The sequence below is a fragment of the Bacteroides sp. MSSM.1001136sp1_RTP21357st2_D2_RTP21359_211015 genome (assembly GCF_040913205.1).
Taxonomy (GTDB): domain Bacteria; phylum Bacteroidota; class Bacteroidia; order Bacteroidales; family Bacteroidaceae; genus Bacteroides; species Bacteroides ovatus.
This window is the reverse complement of sequence record NZ_JBDFVF010000001.1, coordinates 420,579-439,285: the sequence shown is the minus strand read 5'-3', so window position 1 is coordinate 439,285 and position 18,707 is coordinate 420,579. Positions and strand designations below refer to the sequence as shown.

Below are 18,707 nucleotides of genomic sequence, written 5' to 3'. Positions count from 1 at the left end.
ACAAATTTTACTATCAATAGAGAACAATTTCAAGATTTTTTATGTTTATATAAATAGATATAAACTTAAAAATAGAACAACTTATGATTTATAGTTTTTTATTTCCCACAAAATCGAATACAACGAAAGTATCTTTGTTGCTATTGGCTGTCCGGATCATCTTCGGTATATTATTAATGAACCACGGTATCCAGAAATGGAGTAACTTCCAGGAGATGTCAGCAGTATTTCCTGATCCGCTTGGAATAGGAAGTCCCCTATCTCTCGGATTAGCAATTTTTGGCGAACTCGTATGTTCGATGGCATTTATCATCGGATTCCTGTATCGCTTGGCAATGATCCCGATGATTTTCACAATGATAGTAGCCTTCTTTGTTGTTCATGCTAATGACGTATTTGCGGTTAAAGAGCTAGCCTTCATCTATTTAGTTGTATTTATATTGATGTATATTGCCGGTCCCGGTAAATTTTCAATAGACCATATCATAGGAAACGAATTGTCACGGCGGAAGTCAAGAGTATACAAAAATTAGAAATAATAGCCCCGATTAATTAAAAAATATTATATTTGCATACACATAAGAGAGAAATTATCAATATTTTTTATTAATCAAAAACATTTTAACATGAAAAGAAGAAAACTGACTTTAGTCGCAGTAGTACTTAGTGGTAGCTTATTATTCAGTTCTTGTGTAGGATCATTTGGTTTATTCAACCGCCTGTCTTCCTGGAATCAATCAGTTGGAAACAAGTTTGTAAACGAACTCGTATTCCTTGCTTTCAACATTGTTCCGGTTTATGGTGTAGCTTACCTGGCTGATGCTTTAGTTATCAACTCAATCGAATTCTGGAGTGGCTCCAATCCGATGGCTAATGTAGGTGACGTAAAGAAAGTAAAAGGAGAAAACGGCAACTACATGGTGAAAACTCTTGAGAATGGATATTCCATTACTAAAGAGGGCGAAACTGCTTCAATGGACCTGATCTACAACAAAGAAGCCAACACATGGAATGTCGTTGCAAACGGTGAAAGCGCTGAATTAGTAAAAATGAACAATGATGGCACTGCTGATTTGTTCTTGCCAAATGGCGAAAAGATGAATGTAACGCTGGATGCTCAAGGCATGCTGGCAGCACGCCAGGCTACAATGAGCAATTTTATGTTTGCCGCCCGCTAAAAATAAAAACAAATACGAAGGAGATGAAACATCATATAGGAGTTTCATCTCCTTTTTCAATCTTATCTTCTTCTATCAAGAATCTTTTGTACTATGAATAAACTACATACACTTATCTATTCTGTTCTAATCTTCACCTGTCTATCTTGTCAGCAACAGACTCCTCAAACTCAAATAGAACAGACAGCCATAGATTTCTGTGAAGCCTTTTATAATTTCAATTATCCGGTCGCCAAAGAATGGAGCACGCCTTCTTCTCAATCTTATCTTAGTTTCTTAGCATCTAATGTCGGGCAACCCCATCTGGAGCAACTTAAGACACGAGGCGCTGCAAAAGTTTCTGTTATTTCAAGTGAGATAGATGCTAATTTAGAAGAAGCGTCGGTTGTCTGCCAAATCAAAAATGCATTCGTCATTCATCCCATCGGAGGAAAAATGGAATACGTAAGTTCCCTGCAAGATACGCTCGAATTAGTAAGAGTAAATAATAAATGGCTGATTAGAAAGGATATCCCACAGCAAAATGGAAAGCAAAGTCACGACTGAATTTAGGATGAATGATGGGGAAATGCTCTTTCCTCGTTTCATAGGCAGGATTGACAGCTTTCATACCTCCGTCAAAACGCAAAATAAAGAAATCCAAATCCAGGCGGAGACCTAATCCGTAGGCCACTGCTATTTGCTTATAAAACCTATCAAACTTGAAAACCCCTCCCGGTTGATTGGCATAACTCCGGATGGTCCAGATATTACCAGCATCAATAAATACCGCCCCCTGAAACTTCCAGAATAACTTGCTTCGGTATTCAATACTGGCATCCAGTTTAATATCTCCGGATTGATCGAGCAAATTCCCATTTCCTGCAAAAGAGCCCGGTCCCAAATCGCGAACACTCCATCCGCGGACACTATTGGCTCCACCAGAGAAATATTGTTTCTCAAACGGAATAGTCTTCGCATTTCCATAAGGTACAGCTATTCCCACACCAGCATGAAACGCAAAAGAGTTACGATAATCGATTCTGATATTCTTAGCAAAATCAAACTCCCCTTTCAGATATTGAGCATAAGGAATTCCCAGAATAGCGTATTCACCATTACTGTTCTTCCGAATGTTTGCAGCCTTTGACAGAGCATACATTACATTTCCCGCCGATTCGAAATTAAAACGGATGGAGTATGAATTAGAAGCAATCGTATTATTGATAATCGATCCTCCCACGCTATTATAATTATAGCTATATCCCATATTTATAATCAGTCGATCCTGATAATTATACTGGAATATATGGTTCTGTCCTTTATTTATATAGTCTTCTTTAAATCTTTCAGAAATACGGGGCAAATAAAGGAAAGCAATATTTATCAAATCAATACGGTGTTGTATCTTCTGGCGTTGTGTCCACTTGTAACTCCAGTTAGCAGAAGCCATCGTACGCAAGAACTCCGGTCGCAACTGATAATTATACTGTAAACCAAACTCTGTTGTAGCCCTGATTTTCCGTTTAAAATCAGAGGAAATGAATGGGAACAGGAAATTAGGAAAGTTGATACTCGTTTCCACTCCATACTCCGTATAGTTATTATTTGAATAGCCTGCCTGAAGCCCGGAAATAACCTCATACGCTCCACGGAATTTTATCATAAACGTTTCCGACCCGCGAAAGAGATTCCTATTCTGGAAAGAAACGGAAGCTGCCGCTCCCAAGTCACCGGCAGAATTGGTTCCCTCTACCTCAAAGGATACCGATTTATGCTTGCTCTTAGTCAACATCACGTAACAATCGAGCATTGTTGAATCTCCAACTTGAGTCTCGATAAAACGGATATTCGTATATTTCAATGCAGACAAACGCCCGAAACTGGAATAAGTTTGCTGCACATCACGCTCATTAAACAAATCGCCGGAAGCAAACCGGAGGTTATCCGTAAGCACTTTAGGACGTAAATAGAGCTTATCCTTATAGTAAATCGGATATCCCTTATAATGAACCGAATCATTAATATCCACACTACTCAAGGCAGAAGACTGCAAAACGTCATAATCCGTAATAAAATTAATCTTATTGATCCAATATTGCTGATGTGCCCTTGCCGAATCAATCGCATGCGCTTTATACATCTGCAAATGTTGAGTCAGATCTACATTATAAGTATTACGAACCGTATCGGCCGTATATCCGATATAATCCTTATTAAATTTATAATAGCCATTCCGAAGCAACTTATTCGTGATACGTTGCCTGTCCGCATCCAATACATTCACATCCAAATACATTCCTTCCTTCAACAAGCTTCTGGCAGAATCCTGTTTGAGAAGAGAGGCTATTTTAGGATCATAAATATCATATTTGATAGATTGAACAACGTAGGGTTTGCCGGCCGTTACATCATAATACAGTTTAATCTTTTTCTTTTTTATTTTAGTCGAACGCTTCACGGTTGCCGCCATATATCCCATATTGTGCACAGCCTTAGTGATTTCTTCTTCAGAGCGTTTCGCTTCGTCCTCGCTATATATTACAGGAGCATCCCCTATCCTTCTTAAAAATTTGTTTCCCCATTTGGTTGAATCACGTCCCGACAGATTGTAGACATAAAGTTGAGTCTTTATCAGGCTGAACCACTTGGCATTAGGATTTTGACGAACATACATACGTAAGGAAGAAGGCCGTATGTTTTTCTGGTCCGTACGAATTTTAACTTCATCCAGCAAATAAGAACCATCCGGCACAAACTTAGTGGTAGTACACGAAGCAAGTGACAAGACAGCAGCAGAAGCAAGTAAATAAAGAAAATTTCTCCTCATACGGTTTTACATCGATAGCATAAAAAATGCGCTTACAAAGATAAATTATATTTTCCGACGGGAAAAATAAATTAAGAAAAAGAGAGGAAAGTAAGGATAGATTGGAAATATCTTTATAGCTTTGCAAAAGAATATCAAATTTATGGCATCACTAAGTAAAAACAAAATAAAGTATATCCACTCGCTGGAACTGAAGAAAATACGCAAAGAAGAGGGAGTATTTCTGGCTGAAGGTCCTAAATTGGTAGGTGATTTACTCGGACATTTTCCTTGTCGTTTTTTAGCAGCCACTTCCTCCTGGCTTCAGGAACATCCCGATATAGATGCAAGTGAACTGGTAGAAGTTTCACAGGAAGATCTTTCACGGGCCAGTTTATTGAAAACTCCCCAACAGGTACTTGCTATTTTCGAACAACCACAATATACTTTGGATCCGGAGGCAGTTCGTTCATCACTTTGCCTTGCATTGGACGATGTGCAGGATCCCGGAAATCTAGGTACCATTATCCGTCTGGCCGACTGGTTTGGCATCGAACATATTATCTGCTCGCAGAATACGGTAGATGTATATAACCCTAAGACCATACAAGCCACTATGGGTGGAATTGCCCGGGTGAAAGTACATTATACTTCCCTCCCCGATTTTATCCGGTCGCTCGGAGATACTCCTGTGTTCGGTACGTTTCTGGATGGAAAAAACATGTATGAACAACCATTGTCGGCCAATGGCTTGATCGTAATGGGAAATGAAGGGAATGGCATAGGGAAAGAGGTAGCCACATTAATCAACCGAAAATTATATATCCCCAATTATCCGGCAGGCCAAGAGACATCCGAGTCTCTGAATGTAGCCATTGCTACCGCAGTAATCTGTGCCGAGTTCCGTCGACAGGCTGCATGGAAGTAAAATCAAAAGGATAAAACAAATAAGGAAATAAAGCTTCCCCCTTCTTTTCTGCTTCCTGCAGATACTCATTAAAACATTGAGAAGATTGATTCGAAACACTGGGAAGATTGATTTGAAACACTGGAATGTTTTTTAAAATCATCCCAGTGTTTTTTATTTTTTCCACCTGACTTTCAGAAAGCAGCACAATCACTCCCGGCATCCATTCAACCGATTCAATCTCTTCGGTCAATGGGAACACACCTCGGACAACTCCTTCGTCAGTGATCTCCACTACCTGCTGCTTCATATATCCGACGGCAGGTATCAGCAAATAATGAGAAGCAAAACGTTTCATTACAATCAGTTGTTTGAACGTCTTTGTTGCTGCTTCCTGCGTTGATTCATCTGGCGTTCTTTTCTTTGCTCTATCCGTTCCTTTTGGATATGCTGTTCCACCTGAATCTGCTCCGGCTTCTTCTCACGATGAGTTCCCGTACGACGACGGTTCATCTCTTCCGGTGTCAGACGCTGAATGTCATCTTTATTCTTGTCTATGACCTTATGTAAAGAGTCGGCATTTTCTTTAGTAGCTATCTTCTTCAAAGAATCCGCTTTCAATGCTTCTATCTTATTCAAAGAATCGCGTACAGCAAATGCGAGCGTATCCGTACAATGATAACGAGTCATCATGAAGCGGTCGGCCAATACTGCCCCGCCTTTTTCCTGGCTATCCATCGGATAATAAATGAACCCTTTTATTTCTTTCATCGAACCTAATGTGTCTGCAAACAAACGAATTTGTTGCACACCCGGTTCAGTCACCTTTTTCCAATGATTGATCGTATCTTTCTCATAAATCACCTGCATAGCCATAGTGACACCTCTTAAAGAGTCGGCAAGCATCGGCTCCAGGAAACGATACCGCACTTCCCATACCAGTGTATCCCGGTCTTTGTAGTTAGAGTCGGTCGGCAAAGTAAATACATATTGATTATCCATCATTTCACCGGTCAAACGTACCATACGCTGCCACGGCCAGACATCGATGCTATCACCCTGCTTAGTCATTTTCGGTTTCTTATCACGCTTGGCTATCAGGTCGCCAACAAGTTCCTGTTCGTCTTTCAAGCGTTTTTTCACCTTATCATAAATTTTCGATAAAATCTCTGTGTTACGGGTATACCAAACCATGGATGAGTCAAATGCAGCTTGTGTAGTCCCGTATTTCTTGAAAACGGCGTCGATATACAATGCTTTCTTATAGTTCTCACTATAAGGCAAATTATCTCCCATAGACTTTGCCACATGATAATCATACAGCAAATTCTCCATCTTCGATTCCGAGATTACATCACTGGGTCTTTTCACTTTACACCCGGCTACCGCAAAAACGAACATGCAGATGAGACACAGATGAAACCGAAATTTATTTTTCATGATCCGTAGCTTCCTTTTTATCTTTATCCAGCGAATGATAAGACTCATTCAAATATTTACTATAAAAGAGTAACAAGGCAATGATACCGCAACTGATAGCGGCATCCGCAAAATTAAAGATCGGACTAAAGAATATAAAATGCTCTCCACCCACAAACGGCATCCATGTAGGCCAGTTTGTATCTATAATCGGAAAGTAAAACATATCCACCACTTTTCCGTAAAACCAGGTAGAATATCCACCACCTTCGGGCATGAAACTGGCAATCTGCGAATGAGTGCTTTCATTGAAAATAACTCCATAGAACACGCTATCTATGATGTTCCCCAAAGCACCGGTCAGAATAAGAGCCACACAGACGATATAACCTGTTTTGAACCCTTTCTTTATGATTTTATAGAGATACCACCCTATCAATGCTACTGCAACAATGCGGAATGTTGTCAGGAATAACTTGCCGAAGATTTCCATACCGAAAGCCATCCCGTTGTTTTCGGTGAAATAGATATAAAACCAATCGGTCACACGTATACTTTCGTGCCAGTACATGTGAGTTTTAATCCAGACCTTGATGATCTGGTCAATAATCAATACGGAAAAGATAACGAGAAGGGCAATTCTCCCCTTCGTGAATAGTTTCTTCATGTGTTTATTATAAGTTAAACATAACGAGCTACAAGTGCCGTGCGTAAACTTTGCGCAGCTACTTGTAGCTCGTTACCTGTAGCCTACTTGCTATCTGTTATTTTTTACCACTGTTCTTTGCTTCAATGCTTAATGTAGCATGAGGAACAGCACGCAGACGTTCTGCCGGAATCAACTTTCCGGTTTCACGGCAAATGCCGTACGTTTTATTCTCAATACGTACCAAAGCAGCTTGTAATCCTTGGATAAACTTCAGCTGACGTTGTGCCAGTCGGGTCGTTTCTTCCTTGGAGAGCGTATTAGCTCCTTCTTCCAATACTTTATACGTAGGAGATGTATCGTCGGTATCATTACCGTCCAGTCCCATCAAACTTTTCTTCAACTGTTCATAGTCACGTTGTGCCAATTCCAGTTTCTCCATAATAATGGCACGGAATTCCTCGAGTTCCGCATCCGAATATCTAGTCTTTTCTGCCATAACTTTACAATTTTAAAAGGTTAATCAATATAGTATTAGTCTTTTATCACGTTCACAAACAATGAGAAGTCGTCAAACTCCAGCATTGTTCCGTCTTTCACTTCATCTACAAGTTCAAGAGATGTGCCTAAAACCTGGTTACAAATATAAGTATTATATTCATTTACCGCATCATCTGTTTGCGTATTTTTCGAGATTGTTATTTTTATTTTGTCTGTAATCTCGAAGCCGCTTGACTTACGTATATTCTGAATACGGTTCACCAGTTCACGAGCAATACCCTCGCGACGCAGTTCTTCGGTAATAGTCACTTCAAGCGCTACTGTCAGTTTGCCTTCATTGGCAACCAACCATCCCGGAATATCTTCACTAAAGATCTCGACATCTGATGCTTCAATAACAGCTTCCGCACCATCCAGATTTAATGTATACTTTCCGTTTTTCTCCAATTCACCGATCGCTTCCTGTGACATTTCTGCAACAGCAGCAGCTACTGCTTTCATTTGCTTGCCAAATTTCGGGCCTAACTTTTTAAAGTCACATTTCACTTTTTTCACCAATACACCGGCTGCACCATCAACGAATCTGACTTCTTTTACGTTCACTTCATTCATAATCAGGTTCTTCACAGCTTCGATATGAGCTTTCTGCTCTTCATCTACCACCGGAACCATGATACACTGTAGCGGTTGGCGTACCTTGATATTCACCTTGCGGCGCAATGCCAACACCATAGATGTAACATCCTGTGCCATTTGCATGCGGGCTTCCAGTTCCTTGTCTATCATTTCTTCCTGATATTTCGGGAATTCGGCAAGATGGACAGAAACTACATTGTCGCGTCCTGTTGCTGTAATCAAGTCAGTATACAACCGGTCTGCATAGAACGGAGATACAGGAGCCATCAGTTTGGCAACTGTTTCGAGACAAGTGTACAATGTCTGATAAGCAGACAATTTATCCTGTGTAAATTCACCACCCCAGAAACGTTTACGATTCAGGCGAACATACCAGTTGGACAAATTATCATTCACAAAATCAGAGATCAAACGTCCTGCCTTTGTCGGTTCATATTCATTATAGCATGTATCTACCTCCTTTATTAATGTATTCAATACAGACAAGATCCAGCGGTCGATCTCCGGACGTTCTGCCATCGGTACATCCGCTTCTTTATACTCAAATCCGTCTACATTCGCATAAAGCGCAAAGAATGAATACGTATTATATAAGGTACCGAAGAATTTACGGCGAATCTCTTCCACTCCTTCAACGTCAAATTTCAGGTTATCCCACGGAGAAGAATTGGTAATCATGTACCAACGCAACGGGTCGGAACCATACTTTTCAATCGTAGTAAACGGATCGACAGCGTTATTCAAACGCTTAGACATCTTGTTACCGTTCTTATCGAGTACCAAACCGTTAGAGATAACAGCTTTGTAGGACACACTGTCAAATACCATGGTAGCGATAGCATGCAAGGTAAAGAACCAACCACGAGTCTGGTCTACTCCTTCTGCGATAAAGTCAGCCGGATATACCTGACGGTTATCCAACAGTTCTTTATTTTCGAACGGATAATGGATCTGCGCGTATGGCATAGCACCCGAATCGAACCATACATCAATCAAGTCTGATTCACGCTTCATCGGTTTGCCGTCTTTCGATACCAATATGACGTCGTCTACATAAGGACGGTGAAGATCAATCTTATCATAATTTTCTTCCGAATATTGACCCGGCACGAAACCTTTATCCTTGTATGGATTGGATTTCATAAATCCGGCAGCTACCGATTTCTCGATTTCATTATAAAGTTCTTCTACAGATTCGATGCATATCTCATCCGTATTATCTTCTGTACGCCAGATAGGTAATGGAGTACCCCAATAACGAGAACGGCTAAGGTTCCAGTCATTCAGATTTTCCAGCCACTTGCCGAAACGGCCGGTTCCGGTAGATTCCGGTTTCCAGTTGATGGTTTTATTCAATTCCATCATTCGCTCCTTGCAAGCGGTAGAACGGATAAACCAGCTATCCAACGGATAATAAAGTACCGGTTTGTCTGTACGCCAGCAGTGCGGATAGTTGTGGACATGCTTTTCTATCTTGAAAGCCTTGTTGTCTGCTTTCATCATCATGGCAATGACAATATCCAAAGATTCGGCAGCTTGCGCAGCTTTCTCATCGTATTTGCCATCCACCATAAATTGAGGATCATAAGCATTTTTCACCCATGCACCCTGATATTCTTTGTATTTATCTACATCAACACATTCTTTTACGAAATTCTCATCCAACTCATTCAACAGATAGAATTTACCAGTTAAATCCACCATCGGACGAGTTTCGCCTTTCTTATTAATCATGAACAATGACGGGATTCCTGCAGCACGTGCCACATTCGCATCGTCTGCACCAAATGTAGGTGCAATGTGAACAATACCTGTACCATCTTCTGTAGTAACATAATCACCTGGTATTACACGGAAAGCCTTATCACTAGGCTTCCAGTTGCCATCTTCGGATACCTCAACCGGTTTCACCCAAGGGATCAACTGCTCATATTCCATACCGACAAGATCAGTACCTTTATATTCGGCAATCACTTTAAATGGTACAAGTTTATCTCCAGCTTTGTAGTCCTCCAATTTCAGATCAGCAGCTTTTGCATTGAAGTGTACATTCAATAAAGCTTTTGCCAGAACAACCGTGATAGGTTCTCCGGTATAAGCGTTGTAAGACTGTACAGCCACATAGTCAATTTTGGGTCCCACACAAAGAGCCGTATTTGAAGGCAATGTCCATGGAGTAGTTGTCCAGGCGATAAAATAAGGAGTTCCCCATTCCGTCATTTCCGGTTTAGGATTCTTCATTTTAAATTGGGCAACGGCTGTTGTATCTTTTACGTCCCGATAACAGCCCGGTTGATTCAACTCATGTGAGCTCAATCCTGTTCCTGCAGCCGGTGAATACGGTTGGATCGTATATCCTTTATACAACAATCCTTTTTTATGCAGTTGCTTCAATAGCCACCATAATGTTTCAATATAGCGATTATCATACGTGATATAAGGGTGCTTCATATCCACCCAATATCCCATCCGATGAGTCAGGTCTTCCCACTCCTTGGTATATTTCATCACGTCTTTCCGACAAGCCGCATTGTAGTCGGCAACAGAGATTTTCTTACCAATATCTTCTTTTGTGATACCTAATGCCTTTTCTACACTTAGTTCCACAGGCAGTCCGTGCGTATCCCATCCGGCTTTACGCTTCACCTGATAACCCTTCATCGTTTTGTAGCGACAGAAAATGTCCTTAATGGTACGAGCCATTACATGGTGAATACCCGGCATACCATTAGCCGAGGGAGGTCCTTCGAAAAACACGAACGAAGGACAACCATCACGTTCTGTCATACTCTTGGCGAAAACCTGGTTCTCGTCCCATTTCTTCAGCACATCTTTGTTCACCTGCGAAAGGTCAAACTGCGAATATTCAGTAAATCTCTTACCCATAGCTGTCTACGATTTTACTATTTACAATTTACAATTTGAGGGGTATCCCCATTTTTAAGGGTGCAAATTTACAAAAACATTTGTTTAGTTGAGCAAAAAGCTAAGACTTTTAATCGGATTCGTGTGAAGTTAACGATTATAAACCGCCTACAGCCTAAACAAAACAGGTATCTCCTTGTTTTAGTGGGAAACCTAAAAGCACTTTAACTTATGAATTACGGTATTAGCATTTTATTCAGAGCAATCCCTTTGGCGATGGCTATTTTTTGCTTCGGATACGGAGCGTTTATTTATGGTTATGGAGATGACGGGAGTCGTGTTGTGGCCGGTCCTGTTGTGTTTTCACTCGGTATGATATGCATTGCACTGTTTTGCACGGCTGCCACTATCATCCGGCAAATCATACATACTTATAATAAATCGGCCAAATACGTTTTGCCGGTTATAGGCTATCTGGCAGCCATCATTACTATTATTGGAGGTATCTGCATTTTCAGTAATGCCACTTCCACCTCTGCATTTGTTGCAGGACACGTTATCACCGGCGTTGGATTTATTACCACTTGTGTAGCTACCGCCGCCACCTCTTCTACCCGATTCTCTTTAATTCCGAGGAATTCAAAAGCGACAAGTAATGAGGTTCCGGAAGGAGCTTTTTCCCTTAATCAGAGACGGGCATTGGTCATTGTTGCCATCATCGTTTCGCTGATCGCATGGATATGGGCATTTGTATTATTGAGCAACAGTCATTCTCATCCTGCTTATTATGTGGCGGGGCATGTAATGGTCGGTCTGGCATGTATTTGTACCAGTTTGATTGCGCTGGTAGCTACCATAGCACGCCAGATACGTAATGATTATTCAGAAAAAGAACGGAATAAATGGCCGAAACTGGTTTTATTAATGGGATCTATCTCTTTTGTATGGGGATTATTCGTGATTTTGGCAGATTCCGGAAGTGCAAACGGTACCACCGGATATATTATGCTCGGATTGGGGTTGGTATGTTACAGTATTTCCAGCAAAGTAATCCTGCTGGCTAAGATATGGAGGCAAGAATTCAAATTAGCCAACCGTATTCCTATGATTCCGGTATTTACGGCATTGGCTTGTCTGTTCCTGGCGGCTTTTGTATTCGAGCTTGCCACTATACATGCTGATTATTTCATTCCGGCACGTGTTTTGGTAGGTCTCGGAGCTATTTGCTTTACGCTGTTTTCTATCGTTAGTATATTAGAGAGTGGCACGTCATCCAAATAAAAAATATTCTATCAAAAGGGCGTCACTATATGCCCCGGATAGTGACGCTATCCAAGGCATATAGTGACGCTATCCGGACAGCATAGCGTCACTCTTTTTATTTCTTGTATCTCACCTCATACAGGTCATTCCTACGGTCTTTCAAGTTGCGTACACTACCATAAGTATGCAGCTCGTTCAGCAAATCCAAGTCAACATCCGATACCAAAATCATTTCGGTGTTAGGAGTTGCCTCTGCCCTCTTTCCGTCTGTTGGAAAAGCAAAGTCGCATGGGGTAAATACCCCCGATTGGGCATATTGAATATCCATATTGTGCACACGGGGAAGATTTCCGACACTTCCGGCAATGACTACAAAACATTCATTCTCGATGGCACGTGCCTGCGCACAAACACGAACACGGGAATAGGCATTCTGGGTATCTGTCAGGAAAGGAACAAATAATATCTGCATTCCCTGATCTGCCATCAGGCGGGAAAGTTCGGGGAACTCGACATCATAGCAGATCAAAACTCCAATCTTTGCACAGTCCGTGTCAAAAGTATTCAGAAGTTTACCACCATTAAGTCCCCAACTTTTTATTTCATCGGGAGTGACGTGTAATTTTTCATACATTTCGTAGGTTCCATCCCGTCGGCAAAGGAAACCTACATTATAAAGCAATCCATCCTCTTTTACGTATGGCATACTCCCGGTTATAATGTTGATATTATAGCTAATAGCCAGATTCATAAACCGTTCCCGAATTTCATCCGTATACTTTGCCAATCCGCGAATAGCCTGTGATTCTCCTTTATCGTTATACTTCGACATCAAAGGAGCATTGAAATATTCCGGGAAAAGAACAAAATCACTTTTATAATCGGATACTGCGTCCACAAAGAATTCTACTTGTTCGAACAGGTCATCCAACGTTTTATAACTACGCATCTGCCATTGCACCAGTCCTACGCGAACCGTAGTTTTGGGACTGATATATTCCTGTGTAGGTGGCTGATAATAGATATTATCCCACTGGAGCAAACAAGCATAATGTTTTGATTCTTCATCATTTGGCAGATAATTAGTCATTACCTTACGAACGTGAAAGTCATTCGACAACTGGAAAGTAAGTACCGGATCATAAATCTCGCGTTGACGTACCCGTTCGATATATTCTTTTGGACGCATTTTGTCAGCATATTTATGATAATTCGGGATACGTCCGCCAAACATGATCGCTTTCAGATTCAATGTTTCGCAAAGCTCCTTACGATATTCATACATACGACGTGCGAGACGCAAACCACGATAGCCCGGGTGGATGAATACTTCAATGCCATACAGGATATTTCCTTTGGGATTATGTGTATTAAATGTTTCCTTACCCGTAACCTGTGCATACGTATGGTCGTTCTTTACTTTATCATAATCAACAATAATGGAAAGAGCACAACCAACTATTTTATCGTCAACGACTGTGACGATCTGACCTTCCGGAAAGATTTTAATCAACTTCTGAATCTGCTCACGAGTCCAAAATACATCGCTACCGTCAGAATAAACACGGGTAAACGATTGGGATAGTTGTACATAATCTTCTATTTGCAGATTGCGTATCTGCACTTTATTAATTTTTATCGGATGTTGTTCCATAACAATACGTGTTTTTATATAAAGACTGTGCAAAGGTACTGTTTATCTTTATACATTGTCATTGCAAAATTAAAAATGCATTATACTTAATTTTAATACATGCTTCAGAAATGGCTACAGTGCTTTAACATCACATAATTTTCATACAGATTCTTGCACCGTTTAATTTGCGACTTCCGAAAATTATCGTACATTTGCAGCGACTAACATTTTATACCCACAGAAGCAGTGAACCTGCTTCAACTCCAGTAGCAGGCATTTTTATGCCTGTTGCTGCCGTAGATACGCGGTTTCGTACCCCCGTGGGGAACGTTAATGCGTCCCCAGCTTCTGTGGAGTGTTAGTCAACGGGAAAGGCGGAACCGTTTTTTTATTCCCGCCTATCTTAAAACCGTTGTATCATGCATGAAGAACAAAACAATGCACCTGTAAAAACCGTTCGAAGCAATCGGCAGGAAGCTAATTTTCCTAATCTGGAAGAAAAAGAAAACCTAAAACAGTTTTATTTAGCCCAATCACGACGACTATGCCCTACTGTATCAGTCGATCGTTCGGAATTACAACGTTTGGGAGCGTTACACCACAAAATCAAACATTTTATTAAAGCGTTAACCAACCTCGACCGTTCATGGGAAAATGGGATGCCGGAGATGCAAAAGGCTTGCCTGCATTTCTTTTCTTTACAAAATTCACCTCGCACAGAGTGTCAAAAGATTTTTGAAGAATGGGCGAAATGGTCGGACTTTCTGATATCAGCTTCTTGCTATCGTGGTTTTGTCAGTCAGATGTTGCAGGATTATCAACGTCAATTACGTGACTTGGAAAAGCTCTTGGACGGCAAACCTTCCGAAACTTTGGAGAATGTATCTGACCGTTAAGTCATACAGATAGATATTGCATCGAACTGACGCTAAAAGTAGTTCGTTTCTTGACGGTTTTAATTCTTTTCAGAATATAAATGAGCTAAATGATAATTTTGCGGAGTGCCCTGAAAGGGCTTAATTCTATAGCGTAGGGCAACGCCCTACGAAAAAACGACAATCTGAATTTGCGCCCTGAAAGGGCATAATTGTATACAGTTCCGCCCTTTCAGGGCTTGTGGCTGGTGTGTCTTTTTCGTAGGGCGTTGCCCTACGCTATATAATTAAGCCCTTTCAGGGCACCCCAATAAATATATAATTGTAAGGCTTTCAGCCTAACTGCAAAATTCCCATTTAACCGCTAAATTCCCATTTAATTAAGAACTGTACTGAAATGAATGAAAGTTTTTCCTACTATAAAGTTGAAAAACATAAAAACATCTGCCACCTGCAACCAAACGCGTGTAATGCACTAGTTGATAAATAGTTGGAGCGTTGCAGATACCTGCGGCAGATAGGTTGCAGATAAAGTATCTGCAACACGTTATATAATCAAAGAAAAAGCCTTGATTCCTTTATGCAAAGCTATGGGATAATTGGGGTGACTCTATGGAGAAATGGTGGTGTCTCTACGGGGAAACGACAGTATCCTTGCGTAGAAACTGTAGTGTCCCGCCTTAGAAACTCTCGTTTCCTACCGTGGAAACCGTAATTTCTAATGCCGGAAACGACAATTCCCCGCCTGGAAACGGGAAGTTAATATATACAATTAACTTTTGCCCTCCTGGAGAATTGGCTTATGTAAGATTTATACTGTGTTGCAGATACTTTGATCTGCAACCTATCTGCAACAGTATCTGCAACGCTCCAACTATTTATCAACTAGTGCATTACACGCGTTTGGTTGCAGGTGGCAGATGTTTTCATGTTTTTTCAACTTTATAGTAGTTCCCAAAAGTTTCAAATAAAAACAATTATGACACCCTACCATTTGGTACGATGTCATAATCTTAATAGAACCATGCCAAGAAACCGAAGTCATAATGGCATGATGAAATTACACTAACCTAATTTATTTATTTTTTTTCCAAAGCTTGCTCATATCTTCCAGTGTCTTACCTTTCGTTTCAGGTACCCAACGCCAAACGAAGATAGCAGCAGCCACACAGATTATGCCATATAAACTATATGCAAACATCGGGCTGAAGTCGTACAGTGCCGGGAAAGTAGAAGATACAATGTAATTGAATATCCATTGGAATGCTACGGCGATTGCTACCGCTTTACCACGGATGGTGTTCGGGAATATTTCCGAGATCAACACCCAGCAAATCGGTCCCCAAGACATCATAAAGAATGCTGCATACACAATCACTGAAAGTACCGGGAGAACACCCTTTATTGCCATGCTATCACACATTGCTACCGCAAATGCACCTACAGCCATACCAATAGAACCGATTATCAATAGTGGTTTACGTCCGAAGCGGTCTACAGTGAAGATTGCAACCAATGTAAAGACAATGTTTACAATACCCATAATAACTGTCTGCATCATGCCACCTCCTTCTGCACCTGCATTTTCGAAAATACGAGGAGCATAATAAAGTACCGCATTAATACCGATAGCCTGTTGGAATACAGAAAGCAAAATACCGATCACAATTACTGCCACTCCATAAGTAAAGATTTTCTCTGTCTTTTCATGAGCAGTAGCTTTAATATCATTAAGAATTTCCTGTGCTTTTGTCTTACCATTGATCTTTTCAAGGATCGAATAAGCCTTTTCATCCTGCTGTATCAATACAAGATAACGAGGAGTCTTGGGAACAAAGAACAATAACAGACCGAAGAAAGCGGCAGGGAAAGCTTCCGAACCGAACATGTAACGCCATCCTTCATAAACAGTCCACATATCAGATTCAGCACTAACAGACAGTACACCTGCTGCATCTTTCAAAATAATAGGATTTTGATGGTCGCCCATAATCAGGAAATTCACGAAGTATACTACCAACATACCGAAAATGATAGCAAACTGGTTACACGATACAAGCGTTCCACGAATATTAGAAGGAGCAATTTCAGCAATATACATCGGACAGACTGCAGAAGCCAGTCCAACACCGATACCGCCCAAAACACGATACAAATTAAAAGCAATCAGCAAATCCATGTTCGGCTTTCCGTATTCGAAAAACAAGACTTCCGGATAATAGGAACCTAATGCTGAAAGGAAAAAGAGTACGGCAGCAAGCCTTAGAGAATTACGACGTCCCAAACGGGAAGCAAATATACCGGACAAAGCACCACCCAGTACACAGCCAATTAATGCACTGGAAGATGTGATTCCATGCATTACTTTATTGTATTGAAAATCAGAGGCCGAAAGAAAAAAAGCCTCCAAGCCTTTCTCTGCACCGGAAATAACCGCTGTATCGTATCCGAAAAGCAGTCCTCCCAAAATGGCGACAGAGGTTATCGAATATAGGTAGAGTTTACTACCCTCGTTCGTTGTATTAATCATGGTTATAAGTAGATAAAGTAGTGTTGTAGTAGTTGGATTTATATCACCACAGATTTCACAGATTGACACAGATAAAATTCAAAATAAGAGAGAAGAAAATTAATCTGTGACAATCCGTGTAATCTGTGGTGGGGTTAATTAGCAATACATATTCAGAATTGCTTCATAAAGCTCTTGTTTACCGCTAGTCTGCTTCGGTTCACCGTTTGCTTTAGCATAAGCAACTACATCTTCCAAAGTCAACTTGCCATCTTCAAATTCTTTACCTTTACCACCATCGAATGAAGCGTAACGGTCAGCCAACATTTTCTTATAGGGAGATTCGTTCAGCAAAGCAGCTGCACTTTCCAATGCACGAGCCATAGCATCCATACCTGCGATGTGAGCGATGAAGATATCTTCCAGGTCAGTAGAGTTACGACGAGTTTTAGCGTCGAAGTTTGTTCCACCGTTACCCAAGCCGCCGTTGCGGATTATTTGCATCATAGCTTGTGTCAGTTCGTAGTTGTCAATCGGGAATTGGTCTGTATCCCAACCATTCTGATAATCACCACGGTTAGCGTCGATAGAACCCAACATGCCGTTGTCTACTGCTACTGCCAATTCGTGTTCGAAAGTGTGACCAGCCAAAGTTGCGTGGTTTACTTCAATGTTCACTTTGAAATCTTTATCCAAGCCATGAGCTTTCAGGAATCCGATTACTGTTTCTGTATCTACATCATACTGATGTTTTGTCGGTTCCATCGGTTTCGGTTCAATCAGGAAAGTACCTTTGAAACCACGGGCACGAGCATAATCACGAGCGATGGTCAGCATTTTTGCCAGGTGTTCTTTTTCACGTTTCTGATCTGTATTCAGAAGAGACATATAGCCTTCACGGCCACCCCAGAATACATAGTTCTGACCACCCAGTTCAATAGTTGCATCGATTGCATTCTTGATCTGAACAGCAGCACGAGCTACTACGTCAAAATCAGGGTTAGTAGCAGCACCGTTCATATAACGTGCATGGCCAAATACGTTGGCAGTACCCCACAACAGTTTGATGCCAGTTTCAGCTTGTTTCTGTTTTGCATAAGCTACGATTGCTTTCAAGTTAGCTTCGTATTCTTCGATGCTTGCACCTTCAGAAACCAAGTCTACATCGTGGAAACAGTAGTATTCGATACCCATTTTCTGCATGAATTCGAAACCCGCGTCCATTTTATCTTTTGCAGCTTGTATAGCGTCAGCATTACTATTCCAAGGGAATTGTTTTGTTCCGCCACCGAATTGGTCGCCACCTTCAGCACACAAAGTATGCCACCATGCCATAGCAAATCTCAACCAATCTTTCATCTTCTTACCGTTGATAACCTTTTCAGCATCGTAGTAACGGAATGCCATCGGATTCTTACTATCTTTACCTTCGAACTTAATCTTTTCAATTCCCGGGAAAAATTCTTTTGTTGCCATAATTCTTT

The 18,707-nt window shown here is 40.9% G+C and carries 15 protein-coding genes; 6 read left to right on the top strand and 9 right to left on the bottom strand.

Annotated features, from left to right (window positions below; translation table 11 throughout):
- Positions 1–83: 83 nt before the first annotated feature.
- From AB5217_RS01840 to AB5217_RS01830, 3 genes are all read left to right on the top strand, one after another.
- On the top strand, positions 84–533 hold the full coding sequence (locus AB5217_RS01840; RefSeq protein WP_004295892.1) for a DoxX family protein: 450 nt from the start codon (positions 84–86) through the stop codon (positions 531–533).
- Between the two features lie 93 nt (positions 534–626).
- The gene (locus AB5217_RS01835) at positions 627–1,178 is read left to right on the top strand and encodes a DUF3332 domain-containing protein (RefSeq protein ID WP_368112652.1); all 552 of its coding nucleotides are present in this window, start codon (positions 627–629) and stop codon (positions 1,176–1,178) included.
- A gap of 93 nt (positions 1,179–1,271) precedes the next feature.
- Positions 1,272–1,724, top strand: a complete 453-nt coding sequence (locus AB5217_RS01830; protein WP_004295890.1) for a hypothetical protein — start codon at positions 1,272–1,274, stop codon at positions 1,722–1,724.
- On the opposite strand, the gene AB5217_RS01825 is transcribed toward AB5217_RS01830, so the two are convergent.
- On the bottom strand, positions 1,678–3,987 hold the full coding sequence (locus AB5217_RS01825; protein WP_004325891.1) for a BamA/TamA family outer membrane protein: 2,310 nt from the start codon (positions 3,985–3,987) through the stop codon (positions 1,678–1,680). The two genes, AB5217_RS01830 and AB5217_RS01825, sit on opposite strands and share 47 nt — an antisense overlap.
- A gap of 142 nt (positions 3,988–4,129) precedes the next feature.
- Here AB5217_RS01825 and AB5217_RS01820 point away from each other — a divergent pair, with 142 nt between their 5' ends.
- Complete coding sequence (locus tag AB5217_RS01820) at positions 4,130–4,894, top strand: TrmH family RNA methyltransferase (protein WP_128131936.1); 765 nt, start codon at positions 4,130–4,132, stop codon at positions 4,892–4,894.
- On the opposite strand, the gene AB5217_RS01815 is transcribed toward AB5217_RS01820, so the two are convergent.
- The 5 genes from AB5217_RS01815 to ileS all read right to left on the bottom strand — a co-directional run bounded on the left by AB5217_RS01815 (position 4,845) and on the right by ileS (position 10,961).
- On the bottom strand, positions 4,845–5,231 hold the full coding sequence (locus AB5217_RS01815; protein ID WP_004325889.1) for a hypothetical protein: 387 nt from the start codon (positions 5,229–5,231) through the stop codon (positions 4,845–4,847). The genes AB5217_RS01820 and AB5217_RS01815 overlap by 50 nt on opposite strands.
- A 5-nt stretch (positions 5,232–5,236) precedes the next feature.
- On the bottom strand, positions 5,237–6,313 hold the full coding sequence (locus AB5217_RS01810; RefSeq protein WP_004325888.1) for a DUF4296 domain-containing protein: 1,077 nt from the start codon (positions 6,311–6,313) through the stop codon (positions 5,237–5,239).
- Positions 6,303–6,959 (bottom strand): lipoprotein signal peptidase, encoded by a 657-nt coding sequence (locus tag AB5217_RS01805; RefSeq protein ID WP_004295884.1) that lies wholly within the window; start codon positions 6,957–6,959, stop codon positions 6,303–6,305. Before AB5217_RS01805 ends, AB5217_RS01810 begins: the two co-directional genes overlap by 11 nt.
- A 97-nt stretch (positions 6,960–7,056) precedes the next feature.
- Entirely contained in the window at positions 7,057–7,437 is a 381-nt protein-coding gene (locus AB5217_RS01800) for a TraR/DksA family transcriptional regulator (protein ID WP_004295883.1), read from the bottom strand.
- Positions 7,438–7,472: 35 nt separating this feature from the next.
- Positions 7,473–10,961, bottom strand: coding sequence for an isoleucine--tRNA ligase (gene ileS / locus AB5217_RS01795; RefSeq protein WP_368112653.1), 3,489 nt, complete (start codon positions 10,959–10,961; stop codon positions 7,473–7,475).
- A 210-nt stretch (positions 10,962–11,171) separates the two neighbouring features.
- Between ileS and AB5217_RS01790 the strand changes: the two genes are divergently transcribed.
- The gene (locus AB5217_RS01790; protein WP_032846272.1) at positions 11,172–12,221 is read left to right on the top strand and encodes a DUF2776 domain-containing protein; all 1,050 of its coding nucleotides are present in this window, start codon (positions 11,172–11,174) and stop codon (positions 12,219–12,221) included.
- 97 nt (positions 12,222–12,318) lie between these two features.
- Here AB5217_RS01790 and AB5217_RS01785 read toward each other — a convergent pair whose 3' ends face one another.
- Complete coding sequence (locus AB5217_RS01785; protein ID WP_004295880.1) at positions 12,319–13,857, bottom strand: carbon-nitrogen hydrolase family protein; 1,539 nt, start codon at positions 13,855–13,857, stop codon at positions 12,319–12,321.
- Positions 13,858–14,258: 401 nt separating this feature from the next.
- Here AB5217_RS01785 and AB5217_RS01780 point away from each other — a divergent pair, with 401 nt between their 5' ends.
- Positions 14,259–14,735, top strand: a complete 477-nt coding sequence (locus AB5217_RS01780) for a hypothetical protein (protein WP_032846271.1) — start codon at positions 14,259–14,261, stop codon at positions 14,733–14,735.
- A 1,054-nt stretch (positions 14,736–15,789) separates the two neighbouring features.
- Here the strand turns inward: AB5217_RS01780 and xylE are convergent.
- Both xylE and xylA read right to left on the bottom strand, forming a co-directional pair.
- Positions 15,790–17,244, bottom strand: coding sequence for a D-xylose transporter XylE (gene xylE, locus AB5217_RS01775; RefSeq protein WP_009041295.1), 1,455 nt, complete (start codon positions 17,242–17,244; stop codon positions 15,790–15,792).
- A 138-nt stretch (positions 17,245–17,382) separates the two neighbouring features.
- On the bottom strand, positions 17,383–18,699 hold the full coding sequence (xylA, locus tag AB5217_RS01770) for a xylose isomerase (RefSeq protein ID WP_004295876.1): 1,317 nt from the start codon (positions 18,697–18,699) through the stop codon (positions 17,383–17,385).
- Between the last annotated feature and the right edge of the window lie 8 nt (positions 18,700–18,707).

Coding starts and splice junctions, on each gene's coding strand:
- AB5217_RS01805 (WP_004295884.1), bottom strand. CDS start 6,959: ATGAAGAAACTATTCACGAAGGGGAGAATTGCCCTTCTCGTTATCTTT.
- ileS (WP_368112653.1), bottom strand. CDS start 10,961: ATGGGTAAGAGATTTACTGAATATTCGCAGTTTGACCTTTCGCAGGTG.
- AB5217_RS01800 (WP_004295883.1), bottom strand. CDS start 7,437: ATGGCAGAAAAGACTAGATATTCGGATGCGGAACTCGAGGAATTCCGT.
- AB5217_RS01840 (WP_004295892.1), top strand. CDS start 84: ATGATTTATAGTTTTTTATTTCCCACAAAATCGAATACAACGAAAGTA.
- AB5217_RS01825 (WP_004325891.1), bottom strand. CDS start 3,987: ATGAGGAGAAATTTTCTTTATTTACTTGCTTCTGCTGCTGTCTTGTCA.
- AB5217_RS01790 (WP_032846272.1), top strand. CDS start 11,172: ATGAATTACGGTATTAGCATTTTATTCAGAGCAATCCCTTTGGCGATG.
- AB5217_RS01785 (WP_004295880.1), bottom strand. CDS start 13,857: ATGGAACAACATCCGATAAAAATTAATAAAGTGCAGATACGCAATCTG.
- AB5217_RS01835 (WP_368112652.1), top strand. CDS start 627: ATGAAAAGAAGAAAACTGACTTTAGTCGCAGTAGTACTTAGTGGTAGC.
- AB5217_RS01780 (WP_032846271.1), top strand. CDS start 14,259: ATGCATGAAGAACAAAACAATGCACCTGTAAAAACCGTTCGAAGCAAT.
- xylE (WP_009041295.1), bottom strand. CDS start 17,244: ATGATTAATACAACGAACGAGGGTAGTAAACTCTACCTATATTCGATA.
- AB5217_RS01810 (WP_004325888.1), bottom strand. CDS start 6,313: ATGAAAAATAAATTTCGGTTTCATCTGTGTCTCATCTGCATGTTCGTT.
- xylA (WP_004295876.1), bottom strand. CDS start 18,699: ATGGCAACAAAAGAATTTTTCCCGGGAATTGAAAAGATTAAGTTCGAA.
- AB5217_RS01815 (WP_004325889.1), bottom strand. CDS start 5,231: ATGAAACGTTTTGCTTCTCATTATTTGCTGATACCTGCCGTCGGATAT.
- AB5217_RS01830 (WP_004295890.1), top strand. CDS start 1,272: ATGAATAAACTACATACACTTATCTATTCTGTTCTAATCTTCACCTGT.
- AB5217_RS01820 (WP_128131936.1), top strand. CDS start 4,130: ATGGCATCACTAAGTAAAAACAAAATAAAGTATATCCACTCGCTGGAA.